Origin of the sequence: Ectothiorhodospira marina (assembly GCF_900109495.1) — a bacterium.
GTDB classification, from domain to species: Bacteria; Pseudomonadota; Gammaproteobacteria; order Ectothiorhodospirales; family Ectothiorhodospiraceae; genus Ectothiorhodospira; species Ectothiorhodospira marina.
The window spans coordinates 138,462-157,983 of the sequence record NZ_FOAA01000004.1; the positions used below are offsets into that span (position 1 = coordinate 138,462).

Annotated in this window: 16 protein-coding genes; 11 read left to right on the forward strand and 5 right to left on the reverse strand. The window is 63.0% G+C overall.

Features of this window, described 5'->3' with window-relative positions; genetic code table 11:
* Positions 1-3 precede the first annotated feature (3 nt).
* A complete protein-coding gene (locus BMY52_RS05455) occupies positions 4-1,260 on the reverse strand; it encodes a Zn-dependent hydrolase (RefSeq protein WP_090251903.1) in 1,257 nt (418 codons plus the stop codon).
* 92 nt (positions 1,261-1,352) lie between these two features.
* Complete coding sequence (locus tag BMY52_RS05460; RefSeq protein WP_090251905.1) at positions 1,353-1,883, reverse strand: MarR family winged helix-turn-helix transcriptional regulator; 531 nt, start codon at positions 1,881-1,883, stop codon at positions 1,353-1,355.
* A gap of 138 nt (positions 1,884-2,021) precedes the next feature.
* On the opposite strand from BMY52_RS05460, the gene BMY52_RS05465 reads away from it, so the two are divergent.
* Complete coding sequence (locus BMY52_RS05465) at positions 2,022-4,406, forward strand: sucrose synthase (RefSeq protein ID WP_090251906.1); 2,385 nt, start codon at positions 2,022-2,024, stop codon at positions 4,404-4,406.
* A gap of 124 nt (positions 4,407-4,530) precedes the next feature.
* Here BMY52_RS05465 and BMY52_RS05470 read toward each other — a convergent pair whose 3' ends face one another.
* Entirely contained in the window at positions 4,531-5,838 is a 1,308-nt protein-coding gene (locus BMY52_RS05470; protein WP_090251910.1) for an MFS transporter, read from the reverse strand.
* Between the two features lie 186 nt (positions 5,839-6,024).
* Between BMY52_RS05470 and coaBC the strand changes: the two genes are divergently transcribed.
* The 4 genes from coaBC (at position 6,025) to argB (ending at position 10,142) form a co-directional block, all read left to right on the forward strand.
* Entirely contained in the window at positions 6,025-7,230 is a 1,206-nt protein-coding gene (gene coaBC / locus BMY52_RS05475; RefSeq protein WP_090251913.1) for a bifunctional phosphopantothenoylcysteine decarboxylase/phosphopantothenate--cysteine ligase CoaBC, read from the forward strand.
* 7 nt (positions 7,231-7,237) lie between these two features.
* Positions 7,238-7,693 (forward strand): dUTP diphosphatase, encoded by a 456-nt coding sequence (dut, locus tag BMY52_RS05480; RefSeq protein ID WP_090251915.1) that lies wholly within the window; start codon positions 7,238-7,240, stop codon positions 7,691-7,693.
* Positions 7,694-7,767: 74 nt separating this feature from the next.
* Complete coding sequence (locus BMY52_RS05485) at positions 7,768-9,168, forward strand: phosphomannomutase/phosphoglucomutase (RefSeq protein WP_090251918.1); 1,401 nt, start codon at positions 7,768-7,770, stop codon at positions 9,166-9,168.
* A 68-nt stretch (positions 9,169-9,236) separates the two neighbouring features.
* A complete protein-coding gene (gene argB / locus BMY52_RS05490; RefSeq protein WP_245740618.1) occupies positions 9,237-10,142 on the forward strand; it encodes an acetylglutamate kinase in 906 nt (301 codons plus the stop codon).
* Positions 10,143-10,154: 12 nt separating this feature from the next.
* Here argB and BMY52_RS05495 read toward each other — a convergent pair whose 3' ends face one another.
* Positions 10,155-10,784, reverse strand: coding sequence for a DUF4124 domain-containing protein (locus BMY52_RS05495; protein WP_245740627.1), 630 nt, complete (start codon positions 10,782-10,784; stop codon positions 10,155-10,157).
* A gap of 15 nt (positions 10,785-10,799) precedes the next feature.
* Positions 10,800-11,447: an orotate phosphoribosyltransferase gene (gene pyrE, locus BMY52_RS05500; protein WP_090251921.1), complete on the reverse strand. Its 648-nt coding sequence runs from the start codon at positions 11,445-11,447 to the stop codon at positions 10,800-10,802.
* A 103-nt stretch (positions 11,448-11,550) separates the two neighbouring features.
* Here pyrE and BMY52_RS05505 point away from each other — a divergent pair, with 103 nt between their 5' ends.
* The 6 genes from BMY52_RS05505 to BMY52_RS05530 all read left to right on the forward strand — a co-directional run bounded on the left by BMY52_RS05505 (position 11,551) and on the right by BMY52_RS05530 (position 19,054).
* On the forward strand, positions 11,551-12,330 hold the full coding sequence (locus BMY52_RS05505; RefSeq protein WP_090251923.1) for an exodeoxyribonuclease III: 780 nt from the start codon (positions 11,551-11,553) through the stop codon (positions 12,328-12,330).
* Positions 12,331-12,642: 312 nt separating this feature from the next.
* Positions 12,643-14,631: a BCCT family transporter gene (locus tag BMY52_RS05510; RefSeq protein ID WP_090251926.1), complete on the forward strand. Its 1,989-nt coding sequence runs from the start codon at positions 12,643-12,645 to the stop codon at positions 14,629-14,631.
* A 153-nt stretch (positions 14,632-14,784) separates the two neighbouring features.
* Entirely contained in the window at positions 14,785-16,047 is a 1,263-nt protein-coding gene (locus BMY52_RS05515; RefSeq protein WP_245740629.1) for a quaternary amine ABC transporter ATP-binding protein, read from the forward strand.
* 93 nt (positions 16,048-16,140) lie between these two features.
* Positions 16,141-16,995, forward strand: a complete 855-nt coding sequence (locus BMY52_RS05520; RefSeq protein WP_090251928.1) for an ABC transporter permease — start codon at positions 16,141-16,143, stop codon at positions 16,993-16,995.
* 70 nt (positions 16,996-17,065) lie between these two features.
* Positions 17,066-17,881, forward strand: coding sequence for a glycine betaine ABC transporter substrate-binding protein (locus tag BMY52_RS05525; protein ID WP_090252078.1), 816 nt, complete (start codon positions 17,066-17,068; stop codon positions 17,879-17,881).
* A gap of 171 nt (positions 17,882-18,052) precedes the next feature.
* Positions 18,053-19,054 (forward strand): porin, encoded by a 1,002-nt coding sequence (locus BMY52_RS05530; RefSeq protein ID WP_090251930.1) that lies wholly within the window; start codon positions 18,053-18,055, stop codon positions 19,052-19,054.
* Positions 19,055-19,522: the final 468 nt, after the last annotated feature.

The following is a 19,522-nucleotide window of genomic DNA, read 5'->3' on the forward strand; positions in this document are numbered from 1 at the left end:
CGTTCACTTGACTGCCTCCCCGTTTTCGGTGGCCAGGGACAGAATGGCCTGTAGCATCAGGTTGGCACCGCGTTCGATATCTTCCCAGTTGGTCCACTCAGCGGCTGAATGGCTGCGCCCCTCCAGGCTGGGCACGAAGATCATGCCCGTGCGGGTGAGCGACGCCATGATCTGGGCATCGTGAGCGGCGCCGCTGGGCAGGCGCAGATGCTTCAGGTCCAGGGTGCGGGCCTTGTCCTCAAGCAGTTGCACCAGGGCCGGATCGCAGCGTTGTGGCGGCAGCTCCGAGAGCACCTCGAATTCGAACATCAGCGAGCGCCGTCGGGCCATGGTCGACAGGGTACGCCGGAACGCATCGGCCAGATTGCTCAGGGTGTCTGGATCCGTGTCCCGCACATCCAGGGAGAAGCTGGTATAGCCGGGCACGGTATTGGCGGCGCCGGGTCTGAGTTCAACGCGGCCGATGGTGGCTCGACTGTGAGGGCTGCCGTGCTCCTCGAGAATCCGCTCGATCTCGCCAGCGAACTCGGCCAGCCCCTGGAAAGTGTCATTGCGCATATCCATGGGCGTGGTGCCGGCGTGGTTGGTCTGACCCTTGAGTTGCACATCCCACTTGAACAGTCCTGTGATGGCCTCCACCACGCCCACGCTGATGTCCCCCCGGTCCAGTACCGGACCCTGCTCGATGTGCAGCTCCAGATAGGCGTGGATGGAATCCTTGGGCCGGCGGGCGAACAGGGCCGCATTGGCGTCCAGCCCCCAGGCGGCCATGGCCTCGGTGAGGGTGACCCCCTCCAGATCCCGGGCGGCATGAATCATGGCCGGTGTCAGTTGACCGGCCACGGCCTGAGAGCCAAACAGGCCGCCGAACCGCCCCTCTTCGTCGGTGAAGTTCACCACCTCAAGGGGGTGGCTCAGGGGCAGTCCCGACTCCTTCACGGTACGCAGGACCTCCAGACCGATGAGGACGCCCAGGGCCCCATCCAGTGGGCCGCCGCTTGGCACGGTGTCCAGATGGGATCCCATCATCACACTGGGCCGCTGACCATCCCAGTCCAGGCGTCCGTGCAGGTTGGCAGCGCCGTCCTCGTAGAAGTCCAGGTCGGCTTCGAGGATGCGCTCCCGGAACCACTGACGCCCGGCAAGATCCCCCTCGCTGAAAGCCATGCGGTGAATGCCGCGGTCGGCATCCCGGCCGATGGCCGATAGCGCCTCGATATCCTGCTGCAGGCGTTGGAAGTTGATGCGGGTGGGCGTCATTCAGTCCCCTCTCTGCTATGCATATGACCTTGGATACTACTAGGCCGGGTGGCTGCAAGGCCAGCGATGACCCGGGCGCGGGAGCGGGTCTGTCAATCGTCGGCGATGGGCTTCAGCGCCGCTTTCTCGTCCGGGGTTTCCATGATGTCCAGCAGATCACCCAGACCGGCCTCCAGGGCCGCGAGGCTGTCGGCAGGCAGGGCCTGCAGGGCCCGGTTGAGTTCCCCTTGAGCCGGTGCCGGGGCGTGGTCCAGCAGGCTTTGGCCCGCGGGCGTGGTGAACAGCCGGACGACGCGCTGGTCACGGCCAGCGCGCTGGCGTTCCAGCAACCCTTTGCGTTCCAGTTTGTCGAGCATGTTGGAGGCCGTCGATACGTGGATGGAAAGTCGTTGGGAGAGATCCCCCACGCTCAATCCCGGCTCCAGTTGAACCTCCCAGAGGGCCCATAGCTGAGCGGCACTCACGCCGCAGTCCTCCTGGATGCGCCTTGAGTGTCCCTGCAGGGACCGGAACAGCACCCGTAGCTGCTGGATGATGGCCTGGACGCGCGCCTCGTCGGCGTGACGAGCGCTGCCATGCCGCAAGGCGGGACTGGAATGGATTCGGGTCCGGAGGCTGGCCATGAGATTTCTTTTTGCACAAATTCTTTTTGTACAATAGCATCAAGCTGAACGGGCCACAAATGGGCTTGCAGGTCGGCCTTGCTACACTCTCAAGCCACGCCGTACCTGCCATCCCATGAGCACCAGAGGGGACATTGCATGTTGGAAGCCTTGCGGGAAAACATCGCCCAGCACCGGGAATTCACCTATCTGCTGCTGCGTCGTTATCAGAATCTGGGGCGCGCCTTCGTGTTGCGCTCGGACATACAGGACGCCTTCCAGGACCTGGAGGCGGAGCATGATGCCCCGCCCCCCGATACCTCGGCCCTGGCGCAAATGGTTGAGGACGTGCAGGAGGCGGTGATCACCCCGCCCTGGATTGCCTTCTCCGTGCGTCCGCGCGTGGGGCGCTGGGTGTACCTGCGTATCCACGCAGATGAACTGGCGGTGGAGTCGCTGAGCGTGGGTGAGTTCCTGGCCTCCAAGGAGCGCATGGTTGCCCCGCACCTGGAGGAAGACCGCCCCCTGGAGTTCGATATTGGCGCTTTCCAGCGCAACTTTCCCAACATGCGGGAGTCCCGTTCCATCGGCCAGGGGGTGGAGTTCCTTAACCGCAAACTGTCCAGCCAGTTGTTCGATGGCCAGGGCCAGGGCTTCGACAAGCTGTTTCAGTTCCTGCGGGAGCATCGCTGCAACGGCCAGCAATTGATGATCAACGATCGAGTGCGAGATGTGGATGGCCTGCGTACCGCCATCCGCTCCGCCGAGAAAAAGCTCACCCGCAAGGATCGTCAGACCCCCTGGGTTGATGTGGCCCATGCACTCCAGGACCTGGGTCTGGAGGCCGGCTGGGGCAAGGATGTGGGTCGGGTACTGGAGAGCCTGCAGTTGCTTTCTGAATTGCTGGAGGCGCCTTCACCCAAGACCCTGGAGCATTTTCTGGCCAGGATTCCCATGATCTTCAGCATGCTGATCCTCTCGCCCCACGGGTTCTTCGGGCAATCCAATGTGCTCGGCCTGCCCGATACCGGTGGGCAGGTGGTATACATCCTGGACCAGGTCCGAGCATTGGAGCGGGAGATGCATGCGCGCCTGGCGGAGCAGGGCCTGGACATCCAGCCCCGCATCCTGGTGGTCACCCGCCTCATCCCCGAGGCCCGGGGCACCACCTGCGATCAGCCCGAGGAGATGATCTCCGGCACCCAGAACGCCAAGATCCTGCGCGTGCCGTTTCGTGGTCGCGACGGCGAAGTGGTACCCCACTGGACCTCCCGTTTCGAGATCTGGCCTTATCTGGAGCGTTTCACCAATGATGTGGAGACCCGGGTGCGCGCGGAACTGGGGGGGCGCCCCGATCTGATCGTGGGCAACTATTCCGACGGCAATCTGGTGGCTACCCTGTTGTCGGCACGCATGCATGTCACCCAGTGCAACATCGCTCACGCCCTGGAGAAGACCAAGTACCTCTACTCGGATCTCTACTGGAAGGAAAACGAGGAGCACTACCATTTTTCCTGCCAGTTCACGGCGGATCTGATTGCCATGAACGCGGCGGATTTCATCATTACCAGTACCTATCAGGAGATCGCCGGTACCGATCATGCCATCGGCCAGTATGAGAGTTATGGCTCCTTCAGCATGCCGGATCTTTATCGGGTGGTGAATGGGATCGATGTCTTCGATCCTCGATTCAATATCGTGTCGCCGGGGGCGGATTCCGAGGTGTATTTCTCCCACCAGGAAGGGGATCGGCGTATCAAGGGGTTGCACGAAGAATTGCATGAGATGATCTTCGGCGGCCATCACCCGGAGGGGCGCGGCGTGCTGGCGGAGCCGGACAAGCCCATCATCTTCACCATGGCCCGTCTGGACCGCATCAAGAACATCACCGGTCTGGTGTCCTGGTACGCGGCCAATCCGGAGTTGCGCCAGCGGGCCAACCTGGTGGTGGTGGCCGGTTACACCGACGCCTCCCGTTCCTCCGATCGGGAGGAACAGGAACAGATCGCACACATGCATCAGCTCTTTGATGAGCATGGCCTGGAGGATCAGGTTCGCTGGCTGGGGGTGCGCCTGGACAAGGTGCTGTGCGGCGAACTCTACCGCTATGTGGCGGATCACCGCGGCGTGTTCGTGCAGCCGGCCCTGTTCGAGGCTTTCGGTCTGACGGTGATCGAGGCCATGGTCTCCGGGCTGCCCACCTTCGCCACCCTCTATGGGGGGCCGCTGGAGATCATCGAGCACGGGCATTCCGGGTATCACATCGACCCCAACCATGGGGACGAGGCCGCAGAGATTCTGGTGGACTTCTTCGCCCGTTGCGAGCGCGACCCGGGCCACTGGAACCGTATCTCCCAGGCCGGTATGGACCGGGTGGAGGCCCGCTACACCTGGAAGCTCTACGCCGAACGCATGATGACCCTGTCCCGTATCTACGGATTCTGGAAGTACGTCACCAACCTGGAGCGGGCGGAGACCCGGCGTTATCTGGAGATGTTCTATGCCCTCCAGTATCGGCCTCTGGCGGCGCGGCTGGAGAAATAATGATGCCGGGGGCTCAGGTGCTGATGCGCCCCTCATCCCCAACCCTTCTCCCCCAAGGGGGGAGAAGGGAGTAACAGCCCATCTCCCCAAAGGGGAGGCAAGACTCCTGAGCCCCTTTCCCCTCTCAATCCTCCACAACATTCCTCCCCCGGGTCTCCACCAGCCGCCACGACGCCACCGTGGCCAGCGCCGCAAAGCCGGTGAGCAGCCACAGCCCGCGCTGGTAGTCCCCGGCATCATAAACAGGGATGCCGGTGGCGCTGAGGGTGCCATCCCAGCCCAGATCCATCACCCAGCCAAACAGCGGTTGGAACAGGGCCGCGCCCAAGAACAGCCCGGTGTTCACCAGGGCGATGGCCATGCCCGAAAGGGCGGGTGGCGCCACCTCTTTGGCATGGGCATAGGCCACCACGAAACAGCCGGCGCTGAGGCCCAGCAGGATGAACAGGCTCATCCCCAGTACCCCCGGCCCCCAGGGTAGCCACAACAGGCCCAGACACATGGCCAGGTAGGCCAGGGCACCGGCCTGCAAGACCGGGCGGCGTCGACCCAGGCGGTCGGAGACATTGCCCGCGACCAGGCAGCCGATGGCAAAGGCCACGGTGGCCAGGGTGGTGTACAGGGAGGCGTCGCCCCGGCTCAGATCATGCACATCCCGCAGCAGGGGGATGGCCCAGAGCCCCAGCATGCCGAACAGGCTGCCGGTGATACCGAAGTCGTAGATGAAGCCGGGCCAGAGGCGCCGGTTCTTCATCACCAATTTGAGATCCTGGATCCAGTGCTGCTGGCGCGGTGTCGATGGCGGCAGGCCTTCCATCGCACGCACCGAGGGAAAGCCCATCTGTTCGGGCTTGTCACGCACCAGCCACCAGGAGAGCAGGGCCAGGCCAATGGCGATCAGCCCCAGGGCCACGAACAGGCTGCGCCAGTCCACCAGCAACAGCATCAGTGCCAGGGGGCCGGTGGCGGCGATGGCGCCCAGATTGCCCAGCAGCAGGGTCAGGCCGCTGATGGTGCCGTAGCGCTTGGCGCTGAACCACACGGAGTTGCTCTTCATGAGCCCCACAAACACCACCGAAACCCCCAGGCCCACCAGAAAGCGCCCGATACTGGCGGTGGCCAGGGTCTCGGCCAGGCCAAAGACGATGGAGCCGCAACCGGCCACCGCGTTGCCCAGCATCACGGCAAAGCGCGAGCCCAGGGTATCCGCCAGCACACCCGCAGGCATCTGCATGGCGGTGTAGATGTAGAAATACATGGCGGATAGCGAGCCCAGCGCCGCCGCGGTGATTCCGAAGGCCTCGGTGAGTTCACCAGAGACCATGGCTGGCGCGAAGCGGTGGAAGAACACCAGCATGTAGGCGGCGATGAGCACGCTGTAGATGGTCCAGCGTGCCCGTTCGAAGCGGGCGGGGTCGTAGGCTTGGGGCATGGGGAGTCCTTGGTCTGGGAGGGTTCATCCAGGGTGTTACGTTACCGTCCCCGTGGGGTGGACGTCACGCATTGTGCCCCACTCATCAAGGGGAGAGGGGTTGGGGTGAGGGGGGGGCGGGCACAGGGCAGGGAGATACTGCCCTCCTTGCAGGACTTGCCCTTGCCGACAAGGTAGAATCCCCCCATGTCACTCACGCAAAAAAACATCCTGCTGGGCGTCAGCGCCGGCATTGCCGCTTACAAGAGTTGCGAACTGGTGCGCCTGCTCACCGGGGCCGGGGCTCGGGTGCGGGTGGTGATGACCCCCCGAGCCACGGAATTTGTCGCGCCACTCACCTTCCAGGCCCTGTCCGGGCATCCTGTGCGCACGGCAGTGTTCGACGCCGAGGCAGAGGCCGGAATGGACCATATCAGCCTGGCCCGCTGGGCCGACGCCATCCTGGTGGCGCCGGCCACGGCGGATGTCATGGCCCGCCTCGCCCACGGCATGGCAGACGACCTGCTCAGCACCCTGTGCCTGGCCACCGAGGCCCCCGTCTGCCTGGCCCCGGCCATGAACCGGGTGATGTGGGGTCATGAGGCCACTCAGGAGAATGCCCGCCTGCTGGCCTCCCACGGCGTATACCTCTTCGGGCCGGGCACCGGCGGACAGGCCTGCGGAGAGACCGGGGCAGGGCGCATGCTTGAGCCCGCCGAGCTGGTGCAGGCACTTCAGTCCCTGTTCGAAGCCCCGCGTCTTGACGGGCGCCATGTGCTGATCACCGCCGGCCCCACCCGGGAGCCCATGGACCCCGTGCGTTACATCACCAACCGCAGTTCCGGACGCATGGGGTATGCCGTGGCCGCTGCGGCTGCCCTGGCGGGCGCCCGGGTCACCCTGGTGAGCGGCCCGGTCGCTCTGGAGGCGCCCGCAGGCGTCGAACGCCTGATGGTCGAGACCGCAGGGCAGATGCGCGAGTCAGTGATGACCCACTTGCCGGATGCCGACATCTTCATCGCCACCGCTGCCGTGGCCGATTACCGCGTGGCGCAACCGGCGCAGCAAAAGATCAAGAAACAGGGTGACACCCTGGACCTGCAACTGGTGAAGAACCCGGACATCCTCGCCGAGGTGGCCGCCTCCGGGGATCGCCCCTTCACCGTGGGGTTTGCCGCCGAGACCGACTCCCTGGAGTCGCATGCCCGCGCCAAGCTGGAGAACAAGCACCTGGACATGATCGCCGCCAATGACGTGTCCGGCGGCCAGGGGTTCGATGTGGACGACAATGCCCTGAGGGTATTCTGGGTCGATGGAGACTGTTCGCTGCCGCGACAATCCAAGGTCACCCTGGCGCGGGCGCTGGTGCGGGTGATCGCAGACCGTTTTGAAATGGCACGAGAACAGGACTGAGCCGAACATGCAGACCGTACAGATCAAGATCCTCGATGCCCGCCTGGGTCGAGAGTTTCCCCTGCCCACTCCGGCCACGGAGGGCTCCGCCGGGGTGGATCTGCGCGCCTGCCTGGACGAGCCGTTAACGCTGCTTGCCGGTCAGGCTGAACTCATCCCCACGGGCCTGGCCATGCACATCGCCGATCCGGGCCTGGCCGCCATGATCCTGCCCCGCTCGGGGTTGGGCCATAAACAGGGGATTGTGCTGGGCAATCTTGTCGGCTTGATCGACTCCGATTACCAGGGGCCGCTGATGGTCTCCTGCTGGAATCGGGGAGAAGAGCCCTTTGTGATCTCTCCGGGGGAGCGCATTGCCCAGATGGTGGTAGTGCCCGTGGTGCAGCCCCACTTCCAGGTGGTGGAGGCGTTCGAGGCCACGCAACGGGGAACCGGAGGTTTTGGCTCCTCGGGGCGAACCTGAGGCTTGTAACGTATCTTTCATCATCTGGGGTGACTCACCACCGTGATGCATGAGAGTTAACAGGGAGTACCCACATGAGTTTTCAGGTGTCGCCTTCCATCTTCCGGGCCTACGATATCCGCGGGGTGGTGGAGGCTGGCCTGGACCCGGGCGTGGCCAGGGCGGTGGGGCGGGCCTACGGGGCGGAGGCCCGTGAGCAAGGCGGCACGCGGGTGGCCGTGGGCCGTGATGGTCGTCTCTCCAGCCCGGCACTGGAGGCTGCCTTGGTGGAAGGGCTGATGGCTGCCGGGCTGGAAGTGATCCTGCTGGGCTGCGTGCCCACGCCGGTGACTTATTTCGCTGCGCTGGAGCGTGCCGATGGCAATGGCGTGATGGTGACCGGGAGTCATAATCCGCCCCGTTATAATGGCTTCAAGCTCATGCTGGGGGGGCGCACCCTGCACCGGGAAACCGTGCAACGGCTGCGCCGCCGCATTGCTGATGATCGCTTGCCCAAAGGTCCGGGTGGTCGCTGTTCCGGGGCGGAGGTGACCCAGGCCTACCTGCAACGGCTGTGCAAGGATATTCATCTGCAGCGCCCCCTGGCTGTTGCCGTGGATTGTGGTAACGGCGCCGCCTCGGATGTGGCCCCGGAGGTTTATCGGCGCCTGGGCTGCCGCGTGGAACCCCTGTTTTGCCGGGTGGACGGGCATTTTCCCAATCATCATCCGGACCCCTCGCGCCCCGAGAACCTGGCCCACCTGGCTGATATCGTGCAGCGCCAGGGGCTGGACCTGGGGCTGGCCTTTGACGGTGACGGGGATCGCCTGGGTGTGGTGGACGGTGAGGGACGCATCCACTGGCCGGATCGTCTGATGATGTGTTTTGCCGATGATGTCCTGGCCTGTCACCCCGGTGCCGGCGTGGTGTTTGATGTGAAATGCACCCGTCACCTGACCGATGAGGTGCGGCGCCTGGGGGGGGTGCCGGAGATGTGGTGTACCGGGCACTCGCTACTCAAGGCGCGCATGGAAGAGACAGGAGCGCTGCTGGCGGGAGAGATGAGCGGCCATATATTCTTTCGGGATCGCTGGCTGGGGGTGGATGATGCCCTCTACGCCGGAGCCCGCCTACTGGAATGGCTGTCGCGGGATGAGCGTCCACCGGCACGGGTGCTGGATGACCTGCCCCAGGGGTGCCATACCCCGGAAATCCTGGTGAGCCCCGAGGGCGTTGAAGAGGCCCATGATGTGTTCATGGCCCGCCTGCTGGAGGCGGTGGAGGGTCGGGACACGCTGGACGGCGGCGCGATCACCCGCATTGATGGCCTGCGGGTGGATTTTCCCGATGGGTGGGGCTTGGTGCGCGCCTCCAATACCACCCCCTGCCTGACCCTGCGCTTTGAGGGAGATACCCCCGAGGCCCTGGCCCGGATTCAGGCCCGATTCCGTGCGCTGGTGCATCAGGTGGATGCCGCGCTGGGATTGCCGTTCTGAAACGGGCGACCATTCTGATGCCATGATTCATCGTATTGTCCTGATCTGTAAAACCGGAGAAATGCCCCATGTCCGAGTCCACCGCCATGGACCAAATCAGTGTGCACACCATTGCCCGGGTGCTGACCGAGGCGCTGCCCTACATCCAGCGGTTTTCCCGCAAGACCCTGGTGATCAAGTACGGCGGCAACGCCATGGTGGACGAGGAACTCAAGCGGGGGTTCGCCCGGGATATCGTCCTGCTCAAGCAGGTGGGCATGAATCCGGTGGTGGTCCATGGGGGGGGGCCGCAGATCGGCAAGATGCTGGACCAGCTGGGCAAGGAGTCCCGCTTCATCGACGGCCTGCGGGTGACGGATCGAGAGACCATGGATGTGGTGCAGATGGTCCTGGGGGGGTTGGTGAACAAGGAGATCGTCAGCCTCATCAACCAGTTCGGCGGGCGCGCCGTGGGTCTGACCGGCAAGGATGGCGGCTTGATCCGGGCCAAGCGCTTGCACCATCGGCGCGTGAAGGCCGATCCCGATGCCTCGGAGATCATTGATCTTGGGCATGTGGGGGAGGTGGCCTCCATTGATCCGGCGGTGGTGCACATGCTGGATTCCGGTGACTTCATCCCGGTGATCGCGCCGGTGGGGGTGGGCGAGGATGGCGTGGCCTACAACATCAACGCGGATCTGGTGGCGGGCAAGATGGCCTCGGTGCTGGCGGCCGAAAAACTGATCCTGCTCACGAACACCCCGGGCGTGCTGGATGACGCGGGCAATCTGCTGACCGGGCTGACGGCGCGTGAGGTGGATGAGTTGATTGGCTCGGGTGTCATCCACGGGGGCATGATTCCCAAGATTCAATGTGCGCTGGATGCGGTCAAGTCGGGGGTCAAGAGCGCCCATATCATTGATGGGCGCGTGGCTCATGCGGTGATGCTGGAATTGCTGACCGACAAGGGGGTGGGAACGCTGATCCGAGGGTGACCGGCTCGGGGCTCATTGCGCCTGGCGCAATTCCCGCAGCCGCTGCAAATCGCGGTTGAAACGCTCCACCAGGGCCTCGCGTTCCTGGCTGCGTGTGGCCAGTTGCTCTTCCTGGAGAAGGATCTGCCTTTCCAGGGAGTCCAGGCGTCGCTGCAGGTTTTCCGGCAGTTCGCGATCCTGAGCCGCCAGGCGCTGTGCTCGGCCCAGGGCTTCCTGGTGCTGCTCCTGCAGGGATGAGAGCTTGTTACGCATCAGGTTCAGATTGCCGTCCACGATGTCCAGGCGGTCATCCCGGGCGTGCAGCAACTCCCGTTCCGAGCCGAAGGACTGCAGCAGGATACGATCCGCGCGTGCCTGCTCGGCCTCGCGGTGTGCCTTTTCCGCCTCTTCGGCCTCGCGGGTCTGCGCCTGCCGTCGTTCCTCGGCGGTCGGGGCCCGCTCCAACCGCTCCACCACCAGTCCGCGCCGGTCCAGGACCTCCCGGTCATAGCGGCCCGCATCTGCGGGAGGCGTGTCGCTGAAGTGGACCTGACCGTCTTCGTCCACCCATCGGTACATCTGTGCCCCGGCTCCCGCGGCCAAGACCAACAGCAGGGCACTCGCCAGCAGGCGGGGCGACCATCGCGTGGTGAGGCGGATCACGACGCTCGTCCGTCCTTAAGTCCGGATCCCGAATTCCTTTCGATAGGCTTCGACAGCATCCCGGTGTCTGGTCATGTCGGGCAGTTCGTGCAGAAATTCCACCAGATCCGAGAGGGTGGCAATGGCGTGTACCTTGAGACCGAAATCACGCTCCACCTCCTGGATGGCAGACAGTTCGCCCTGGCCCCGTTCCTGACGGTCGAGCGCGATCAGCACGCCGGCAGGTTCGGCGCCGGCGGCGCGGATGACCTCCACGGACTCACGAATGGCGGTGCCGGCAGTGATCACGTCATCCACAATGAGCACGCGGCCCTGCAGTGGTGCGCCTACCAGATTGCCCCCCTCGCCATGGTCCTTGGCCTCCTTGCGATTGAAGCAGTAGGGGTAATCCCGGTCATGCTGCTGCGCCAGCGCGATGGTCGTGGCGGCCGCCAGCGGGATACCCTTGTAGGCGGGACCGAAGAGCATGTCGATCTGGGCGCCGGCATCCACCAGGGTGCGGGCATAGAACGCCCCCAGCCGTGACAGGTCCCGGCCGGTACTGAACAGGCCGGCATTGAAGAAGTAGGGGCTGATTCGCCCGGACTTGAGGGTGAACTCGCCAAAGCGCAGTACGCCTCGCTCCAGGCAAAATTGCAGGAATTCAGTGCGGAATGTGTTCATGGGCTTGAAGTTACAAGGTTCCCCTGGGCTTCACAAGGCCGATGGGCGGCCGCTGTGGTAAGTTCGTCGGTCCGGCCCGAAACCTCATCGACCTGACTCAGTGATGCGCATTATCAATTTTAACGCCAATGGTATCCGTTCCGCCGCTCGCAAGGGTTTTTTCCAATGGCTCGAAGCCCGCGAGGCGGATGTGGTGTGCATTCAGGAGACCAAGGCCCAGGTGCATCAGCTCACTGATGAGACCTTTCATCCCCGGGGTTATCACTGCCACTACTTCGATGCCGAGAAGAAGGGCTACAGTGGGGTGGCCCTGTACACTCGCCAGGCGCCCGACAGAGTGGTGATCGGCATGGATTCGAAGGAGTTCGATCCGGAAGCCCGCTATATCGAGGCGCGTTTTGGCGGCCTGTCGGTGGCCTCCGTGTATTTGCCATCCGGGTCCTCCGGCGAGGCCCGGCAGCAGGCCAAGTATCGTTTCATGGATGCCTTCATGGCGCGTCTGCGGGCGGCCCGTCAGGATGGCCGCGAGTACATCCTGTGCGGCGACTGGAACATTGCCCACAAGGCCATCGACCTGCGCAACTGGCGCAGCAACCAGAAGAACTCCGGTTTTCTCCCCGAGGAGCGGGCCTGGCTGGATCAACTCTTCGACACGGTGGGCTGGGTGGATACCTTTCGACGGGTGAATTTGCAGCCCGATGAATACACCTGGTGGTCGCATCGGGGTCAGGCCTGGGCCAAGAACGTGGGTTGGCGCCTGGATTACCAGGTAGCGACACCGGGGGTGGCGGGCAGCGTGCGCGCAGCCAGCGTGCACCGTGAAGATCGTTTTTCCGATCACGCCCCGGTGATCATGGACTATGAGTGGCCCGCCTCCTGCTGAAGGCTACCGGGTCGCCTGAGTGGGGGCATTTATGTTAGGTTCCTGGGCTAATATCCTTTCATGACCCTCCCGAAAGCGCTGAGTTCGCCTCAAGGCGCCGGCAATGACATCACGACTAGAACGGCCGTCGGGCAGGGGTTTGGGGCCAGATGATGAGTGGTATTCCCTGCGGCGTATCGTGGTCGGAATGGTCAGCGCGTAGCGCCCGGATCGGGCGGCGTTTTCCGATCATCTCCCGTGGCTGGGCTACCATCTGGTATGAATGTCCGGCCTGATGGCCGGTGTGCAGAGCCAAGTGCAACAGGAGGGTCCATGGCCGAAAAAAATGATGCCTCAACGCGCCCGCCGCGGATACAGATCAATCCGCCGGTGTTCATCGCCTCGGCCTTGATGGCCTTTTTCCTGGTGGTGTTCGCCACGGTGTTCACCGATGTGGCAGGGGATGTATTCAGTGCCGTGCTGGGCTGGATCACTGACAAGGTGGGCTGGTTCTATGTGCTGGCGGTGGCCGGGTTTGTGGTGTTCATGTTCGCCGTGGCCATATCCAGTTACGGAGGGATCAAGCTCGGGCCCGACCATAGTGAGCCGGATTACAGCTATATTTCCTGGTTCGCCATGCTGTTCTCCGCGGGCATGGGGATTGGCCTGATGTTTTTCGGTGTGGCCGAGCCGGTGATGCACTACGTATCCCCGCCCACCGGTGACCCGGAAACGGTTCAGGCCGCGCGCGATGCCATGAGCATCACGTTCTTCCATTGGGGGCTGCATGCCTGGGCCATCTATGGGGTGGTGGCGCTTACACTGGCCTATTTCGCCTTCCGTCAGGGCCTTCCCCTGACCATTCGTTCCTCTCTTTACCCCCTGATCGGTGACCGCATCCATGGCAGTATTGGCCATACGGTGGATACTTTCGCCGTGTTGGGCACGCTGTTCGGCGTGGCCACCTCCCTGGGGCTTGGGGCCATGCAGATAAACTCCGGTCTGGAATACCTGTTTGGTGTACCCAATACACCCATTGTGCAGGTGGTTCTGATCGCCATCGTGACCATGATGGCCACGGTCTCCGTGGTGCTGGGTTTGGATGGGGGCATCCGCAGGGTCTCCGAGTTCAACATCATCCTGGCGGTGGCCCTGTTGGTCTTCGTGCTGGTGGCTGGCCCCACCGTTTATCTCCTTCAGACGGTGGTACAGAACACGGGGAATTACATCTCCAGTGTGTTCAGCATGACTTTCAACCTCTATGCCTACGAACCCACGGACTGGATCGGTGGCTGGACGCTGTTCTACTGGGGCTGGTGGATCGCCTGGGCACCCTTTGTGGGCATGTTCATCGCCCGTGTTTCCCGGGGGCGCACCATTCGTGAGTTCACTTTTGGTGTGCTGTTGGTGCCGGTAGGCTTCACCATCATGTGGATGACCTTCTTTGGTAACACCGCCCTGAACATGATCAGGGAGCAGGGCATCAGCGACCTGGCAGAGCAGGTGTCGGCGGATACCTCCGTGGCGCTGTTCCAGTTCTTTGAGCACCTGCCGTTTTCCACCATTACCGCTTTGCTGGCCACCATCCTGATCGTGACCTTTTTTGTCACTTCCTCAGACTCCGGTTCACTGGTGGTGGATATCCTCACCTCCGGGGGTAAAGAGGACTCCCCCACATGGCAACGTATTTTCTGGGCCACTCTTGAAGGGGTGATCGCGGCGGCCCTGCTGCTGGCCGGTGGTCTGACGGCCCTCCAGACGGCCACCATTGCCAGTGCACTGCCCTTCACCATCATCATGATCATCATGTGCTGGGGCCTGCTCAAGGCACTGCGCATCGACCGGATGAAGAAGGTCAGCCTGCTGGAGGCCCGGGTGTCGCCGGTGGGTCCGCACGCGGCGGTGAGCTGGCAGCGGCGTCTGCGGTCCATCGTGCATCAGCCACGGCGCAATGAGGTGATCCGCTATATTCAGGAGACGGTCAAGCCCGCACTGAATGCGGTGTCCGAGGAGCTGCGCAAGCAGAACCTGGATGCCGTGGTTGGGGAGCATGAGGATGGTCGTTGCTGGGTGGAAGTACGACACGGTGAGGAGATCGATTTCTTCTACTCCGTGCGTCCCCGGGCCTATGACCCCCCCACCTTCGTCATGCGTGACACGGGTTCGAAGCGGGCTGAGTCCCTCAAATACTTCCGGGCCGAGGTGCACCTGAGCGAGGGTGGTCAGGACTACGACGTGGTGGGCTGGAGCCAGGAAGCGCTCATCAACGATGTGCTGGAGCATTACGAGCGGCACATGCACTTCCTCGACGCCGTGCGTTGAGGTCATGGTATGACACCGGACCGGGGCGCCTTGTAGCGCCGGGTCCGGTCTTGAAGCTCACTGCGCCCCAAACCTGAACAGGGACTGGGGCGCGGTGTTTTCGTTTTTCCGAACTTTCACGGGCCCATCGCCGGGCCCAGGCAGGACAAGACCTTGCAACCGAAAATCCAGGTAAAGAATGTCACCAAGGTGTTTGGTGACCATCCCGAACGCGCCTTGGAACTCCTGGATGAGGGCTTGGGCAGAAAGGAAATCCTCCAGCGCACCGGGCAGACGGTGGGGATTCAGAATGTCTGTTTCGATGTGGCACAGGGCGAGATCCTCGTGGTCATGGGGCTCAGTGGCTGCGGTAAGTCCACCCTCATTCGATGCCTCAATCGCCTCATCGAACCCACCTCCGGAGAGGTGGTGATCGACGGTGAAGACATCCTCAAGCTGTCCAACGAAAAAGTGCTGGAGCGGCGGCGGCGCAAGTTCGGCATGGTGTTCCAGAACTTCGCCCTGTTTCCCCACCGCACCATCCTTGATAACGCCGGATTCGGCCTGGAAATTGGGGGTGCCGACAAGGCCACTCGCGACGCCAAGGCCACCGAGGCGCTGAAGTTGGTGGGCCTGGATGGCTGGGAACAGTCCTATCCCTCACAGCTCTCCGGCGGCATGCAGCAGCGTGTAGGCCTGGCCCGTGCACTGGCGGTGGATCCGGATATCCTGCTCATGGATGAGGCCTTCAGCGCCCTGGACCCCTTGATCCGTCGCGACATGCAGGATGAGTTGCTGGCCCTTCAGTCCCGCGTGAAAAAGACCATTGTCTTCATCACCCACGATCTGGATGAGGCCCTGAGGCTGGGGGATCGCATCGTGCTCATGAAGGATGGCTACGTGGTGCAGATCGGCACTCCCGAAGACATCCTTACGTCCCCCGCCACGCGCTATGTGGAGCGGTTCGTCGAGGATGTGGACAAGACCCAGGTGCTCACGGCGGGCGCCCTCATGCATGACCCCAAGATTCGGGTCACGCCCAACGATGGGCCGCGCACTGCCCTGCACAAGATGGACCAGGAGAGTTTCTACAGCGTGTTCGTCACCCAGCGCGATGGCACTCTGGAAGGTTACGTCTGGGCCGAAGATGCCGCCGAGGCGGTCAAGCGTAAGGAAAAGACCCTGGAAGGTCTCATCCAGCGCGACCACTACGCAGTCAAGCCCGACGAGAGTCTGGGCACGCTGTTCCAGATGTTGGTGGACACGCGCATTCCGCTTGCCGTCGTGGATGATCATGGCAAGTTGCTGGGCACCATCGTCAAGACCCAGGTGCTGGCCGCACTCGCGGATGCCCAACCGGACAGGGAGAATACCAACGAAGAGGAGGGTGAGCCCGCCCAGACCCAGGAGGCCCCCGATGCCAAGGTCGGCGCCTAACGGCATTCGTCCTCCGGCGCGAGCCTCCGTGGCTCCACGCCCGGATGGCACGGCCACTCCCATGACCCCCGTTCAAGCCCGGATCACACTATCATGAGTCAGGATTTTCCCTTTGTAGGCAAGTTCCCGTTATCGGATTACATCGACGACGGCCTGGACTGGCTGACCAACGCCTTCTCGGGTGTCACCCGTGCGATCAGTAATGTGCTCGGCACCGGCGTGGAAGCCGTGGTGACCGCCCTCAGCTTCCCGCCCCCCTGGGTGGTCATCCTCTGTTTCGCTGCCCTCGCCTGGTATCTGGCTGGACGGCGTGTGGGCATTGGTACGGCGGCCGGCCTGTTGTTCCTGTGGAATCTGCAGCTGTGGGAGGCCACCGTTGAAACCTTCACCCTGGTGCTGTTTGCCACCGCCGTGGCCGTGGCCATCGCCTTACCGCTGGGGATACTCGGCGGACTTTCGGATCGCTTCAAGACGGCAGTGATGCCAGTGCTGGACTTCATGCAGACCATGCCGGCCTTCGTCTACCTGATCCCGGCCATTCCCTTCTTCGGATTGGGGCAGGTGTCTGCCATGTTTGCTACCGTCATCTTCTCCATGCCCCCGGCCATCCGCCTGACCATCCTGGGCATCCGCCAGGTGCCCGCGGAACTCGTGGAGGCCTCGGACGCCTTTGGTGCCAATTGGCGACAAAAGCTTTTCAAGGTGCAGATGCCCCTGGCCATACCCACCATCATGGCGGGCATCAACCAGACCATCATGCTCGCGCTTTCCATGGTGGTGATCGCCGCCATGATCGGTGCCGGCGGCCTGGGCGGCGAAGTCTGGCGGGCCATCCAGCGCCTGCAGCCGGGCAACGGCTTCGAGGCCGGCATCGCCATCGTGATCCTCGCCATGATCCTCGACCGGGTGACCCAGAAGATCGGGCAGCCCAAAAAGAAGCAGCAGTAGCCCCCTAACCGGAGACATGCCGATGAATAGCAGACAACAGACACGAGCCGCCCGTTGGGTGGGCATCATCATGATCGTCGCACTGGTGGTGCTCCCCATGAGCGCAACCGCTGATGACAAGGGTCGTATCAAACTGCCCTACGTGGAATGGGCAAGCGAAGTGGCCAGCACCAATGTGTTGCGCGTGGTGCTGGAAGAGGCCGGCTACGACGTGCGTATGGTCTCGGTGAGTGCCGCCGCCATGTGGCAGTCCGTCGCCACCGGCGACCAGGACGCCTTCGTCGCCGCCTGGTTGCCCACCACCCACGGCCATTATCTGGAACGAGTCGAGGGCAGCGTGGAAGACCTGGGCCCTAATCTGGAAGGCACCCGCATCGGCCTGGTCGTGCCCGCCTACGTGGAGATCGACTCCATTGAAGAGCTCAATGATCATCGCCGGAAGTTCGGGCGTCAGATCATCGGCATCGACCCGGGTGCCGGCATCATGAGCACCACCGAGGAAGCCATCGAAGAATATGACCTCAACCTGCGCCTGGTGGAAGGCTCCGGTGCCACCATGACCGGCGTACTGGCCAACGCCATCCGCAGCAACGACTGGGTGGTGGTCACCGGCTGGACCCCTCACTGGAAGGAAGCCCGCTGGGATCTCAAGTACCTGGAAGATCCCAAGGGCATCTACGGTGGTGAAGAATCCATCCACACCATCGTTCGGGCCGGACTCAAGGACGACATGCCCGAAGCCTACGCCATCCTCGACAACTTCAACTGGACCCCGGCAGACATGGCCGCGGTCATGGTGATGAACGAAGAGGGGGGCGATCCTTACGACAACGCCAAGCGCTGGGTCGAACAGAACCGCGACCTGGTGGACACCTGGCTGCCGTAAGTCCCTGGGGTGCCCGGCATCATGCCGGGCACCCGCTGATGCCGAAGGCCCTGGCGGGGCCCAAGGCATCACCTTAGCCGTGCAAAACCTTCAAAACCGGCACGCTCAGCGGGTCTGAACGTGCTCTCGATCAAACCCCGCTCAGACGGGAAAAGAGTGAACACACACGCCATGAACAGAAAGACCTTGATCGCCACCGCCGTCACCGCCGCCCTGGCCGTGCCGGCTTACGCTCAGGCCAATGACCTGAACTTTGATTTCTACGGCTCCGCTCGGGTTGGGGTGGAATCCGTGCACCCGGATAACGACGATGTGCTGGATTCCTACACCGGCGTTCGCGATGCGTACTCCCGCATCGGCTTCAATGCCGACTACCCGCTCGCTGAAGGCCTGACCCTGATCGGTAAGTTCGAAGTGCCCTTCGATATCGCCAACAAGGCGGTGCAGGATCCTTGGGATCAGGATGAAGACATCCGCGTCGCCAAGATCGGCGTGCAGGGTGATATGGGTACCCTGACTGTGGGGCAGATGTGGGTCCCTTACTACAATGCCATCGCCTATCCGGTGGACATGTTCAGTTCTTACTACAGTGGCTTCGCGACCCAGTCCGCTTTCCGCATCAGTGATACGGTTGCCTACTACAGCCCTGACATGAACGGATTCTCCATGGGATTCTCCTGGTCCGATGGCGGTGGTGCGGAAAAATCCTCCGGTTCAGCTGACAACCGGGTTCAGCTGACCGGTAGCTACAGCTTCGGCAATACCACTTTGGCCTTGGGTATGGACGATCGCCGTGGCGCAAACGACGATACAAGTGTTGGTGCTTCGCTGGCTCATACCATGGGCAATCTATACATCGGCGCCAAGTACGAGCGCCGTTCCAGCGATGACAACGCCGTGGACGGTAATACGGCTATCAATGCCTATGCGGCTTATTCCATGGGTAACAACACCTTCAAGGCCATGGTGGCAGAAGTGGAGGGCTACGGTGAAACGGTGGTTCATCTTGGGTACGACTACCAGATGACTGATGCGCTGATGCTGTTCGCTGAGTATTACAACGAGGAAGAGACCGCGGCTATCGATAGTGAGCGTGGCGCCAAGCCTGACGATGTTACTGGCGACTACGAGGGTGGCCAAGTCTTCACCGCCGGCGTGCGCTACGACTTCTAAGTCGATCGCGTGATCTGGCACGGCTCTCCAGTCGGGGCGCCGATGCCTAAGAGACAAAGGGGGCCGTTGGCCCCCTTTGTCGTGTCAGGGTGGCGCTACCCGCCGGGTCACCCGTACGGGCCGTTCGCGAACGGCCCCGCCGCTGCCTCCGCATCCCCCTGCCTTACCCGATAGGCCCGTGGCGCCTGATCCTATCGCCGGGTCGTTCGCGAACGACCCGTACGGGTGCAGAGGGGGCGTATCCCAAACGGGGGTGGTTTCCTCCGCATCCCCCTGCCTTACCCGGTAGGCCCGTGGCGCCTGATCCTATCGCCGGGTCGTTCGCGAACGACCCGTACGGGTGCAGAGGGGGGGCGTATCCCAAACGGGGGTGGCTTGCCTCCGCATTCCCCTGCCTTGCCCGATAGGCCCGTGGTGCCTGATCCTTATCGCCGGGTCGTTCGCGAACGACCCGTACGGGTGCAGAGG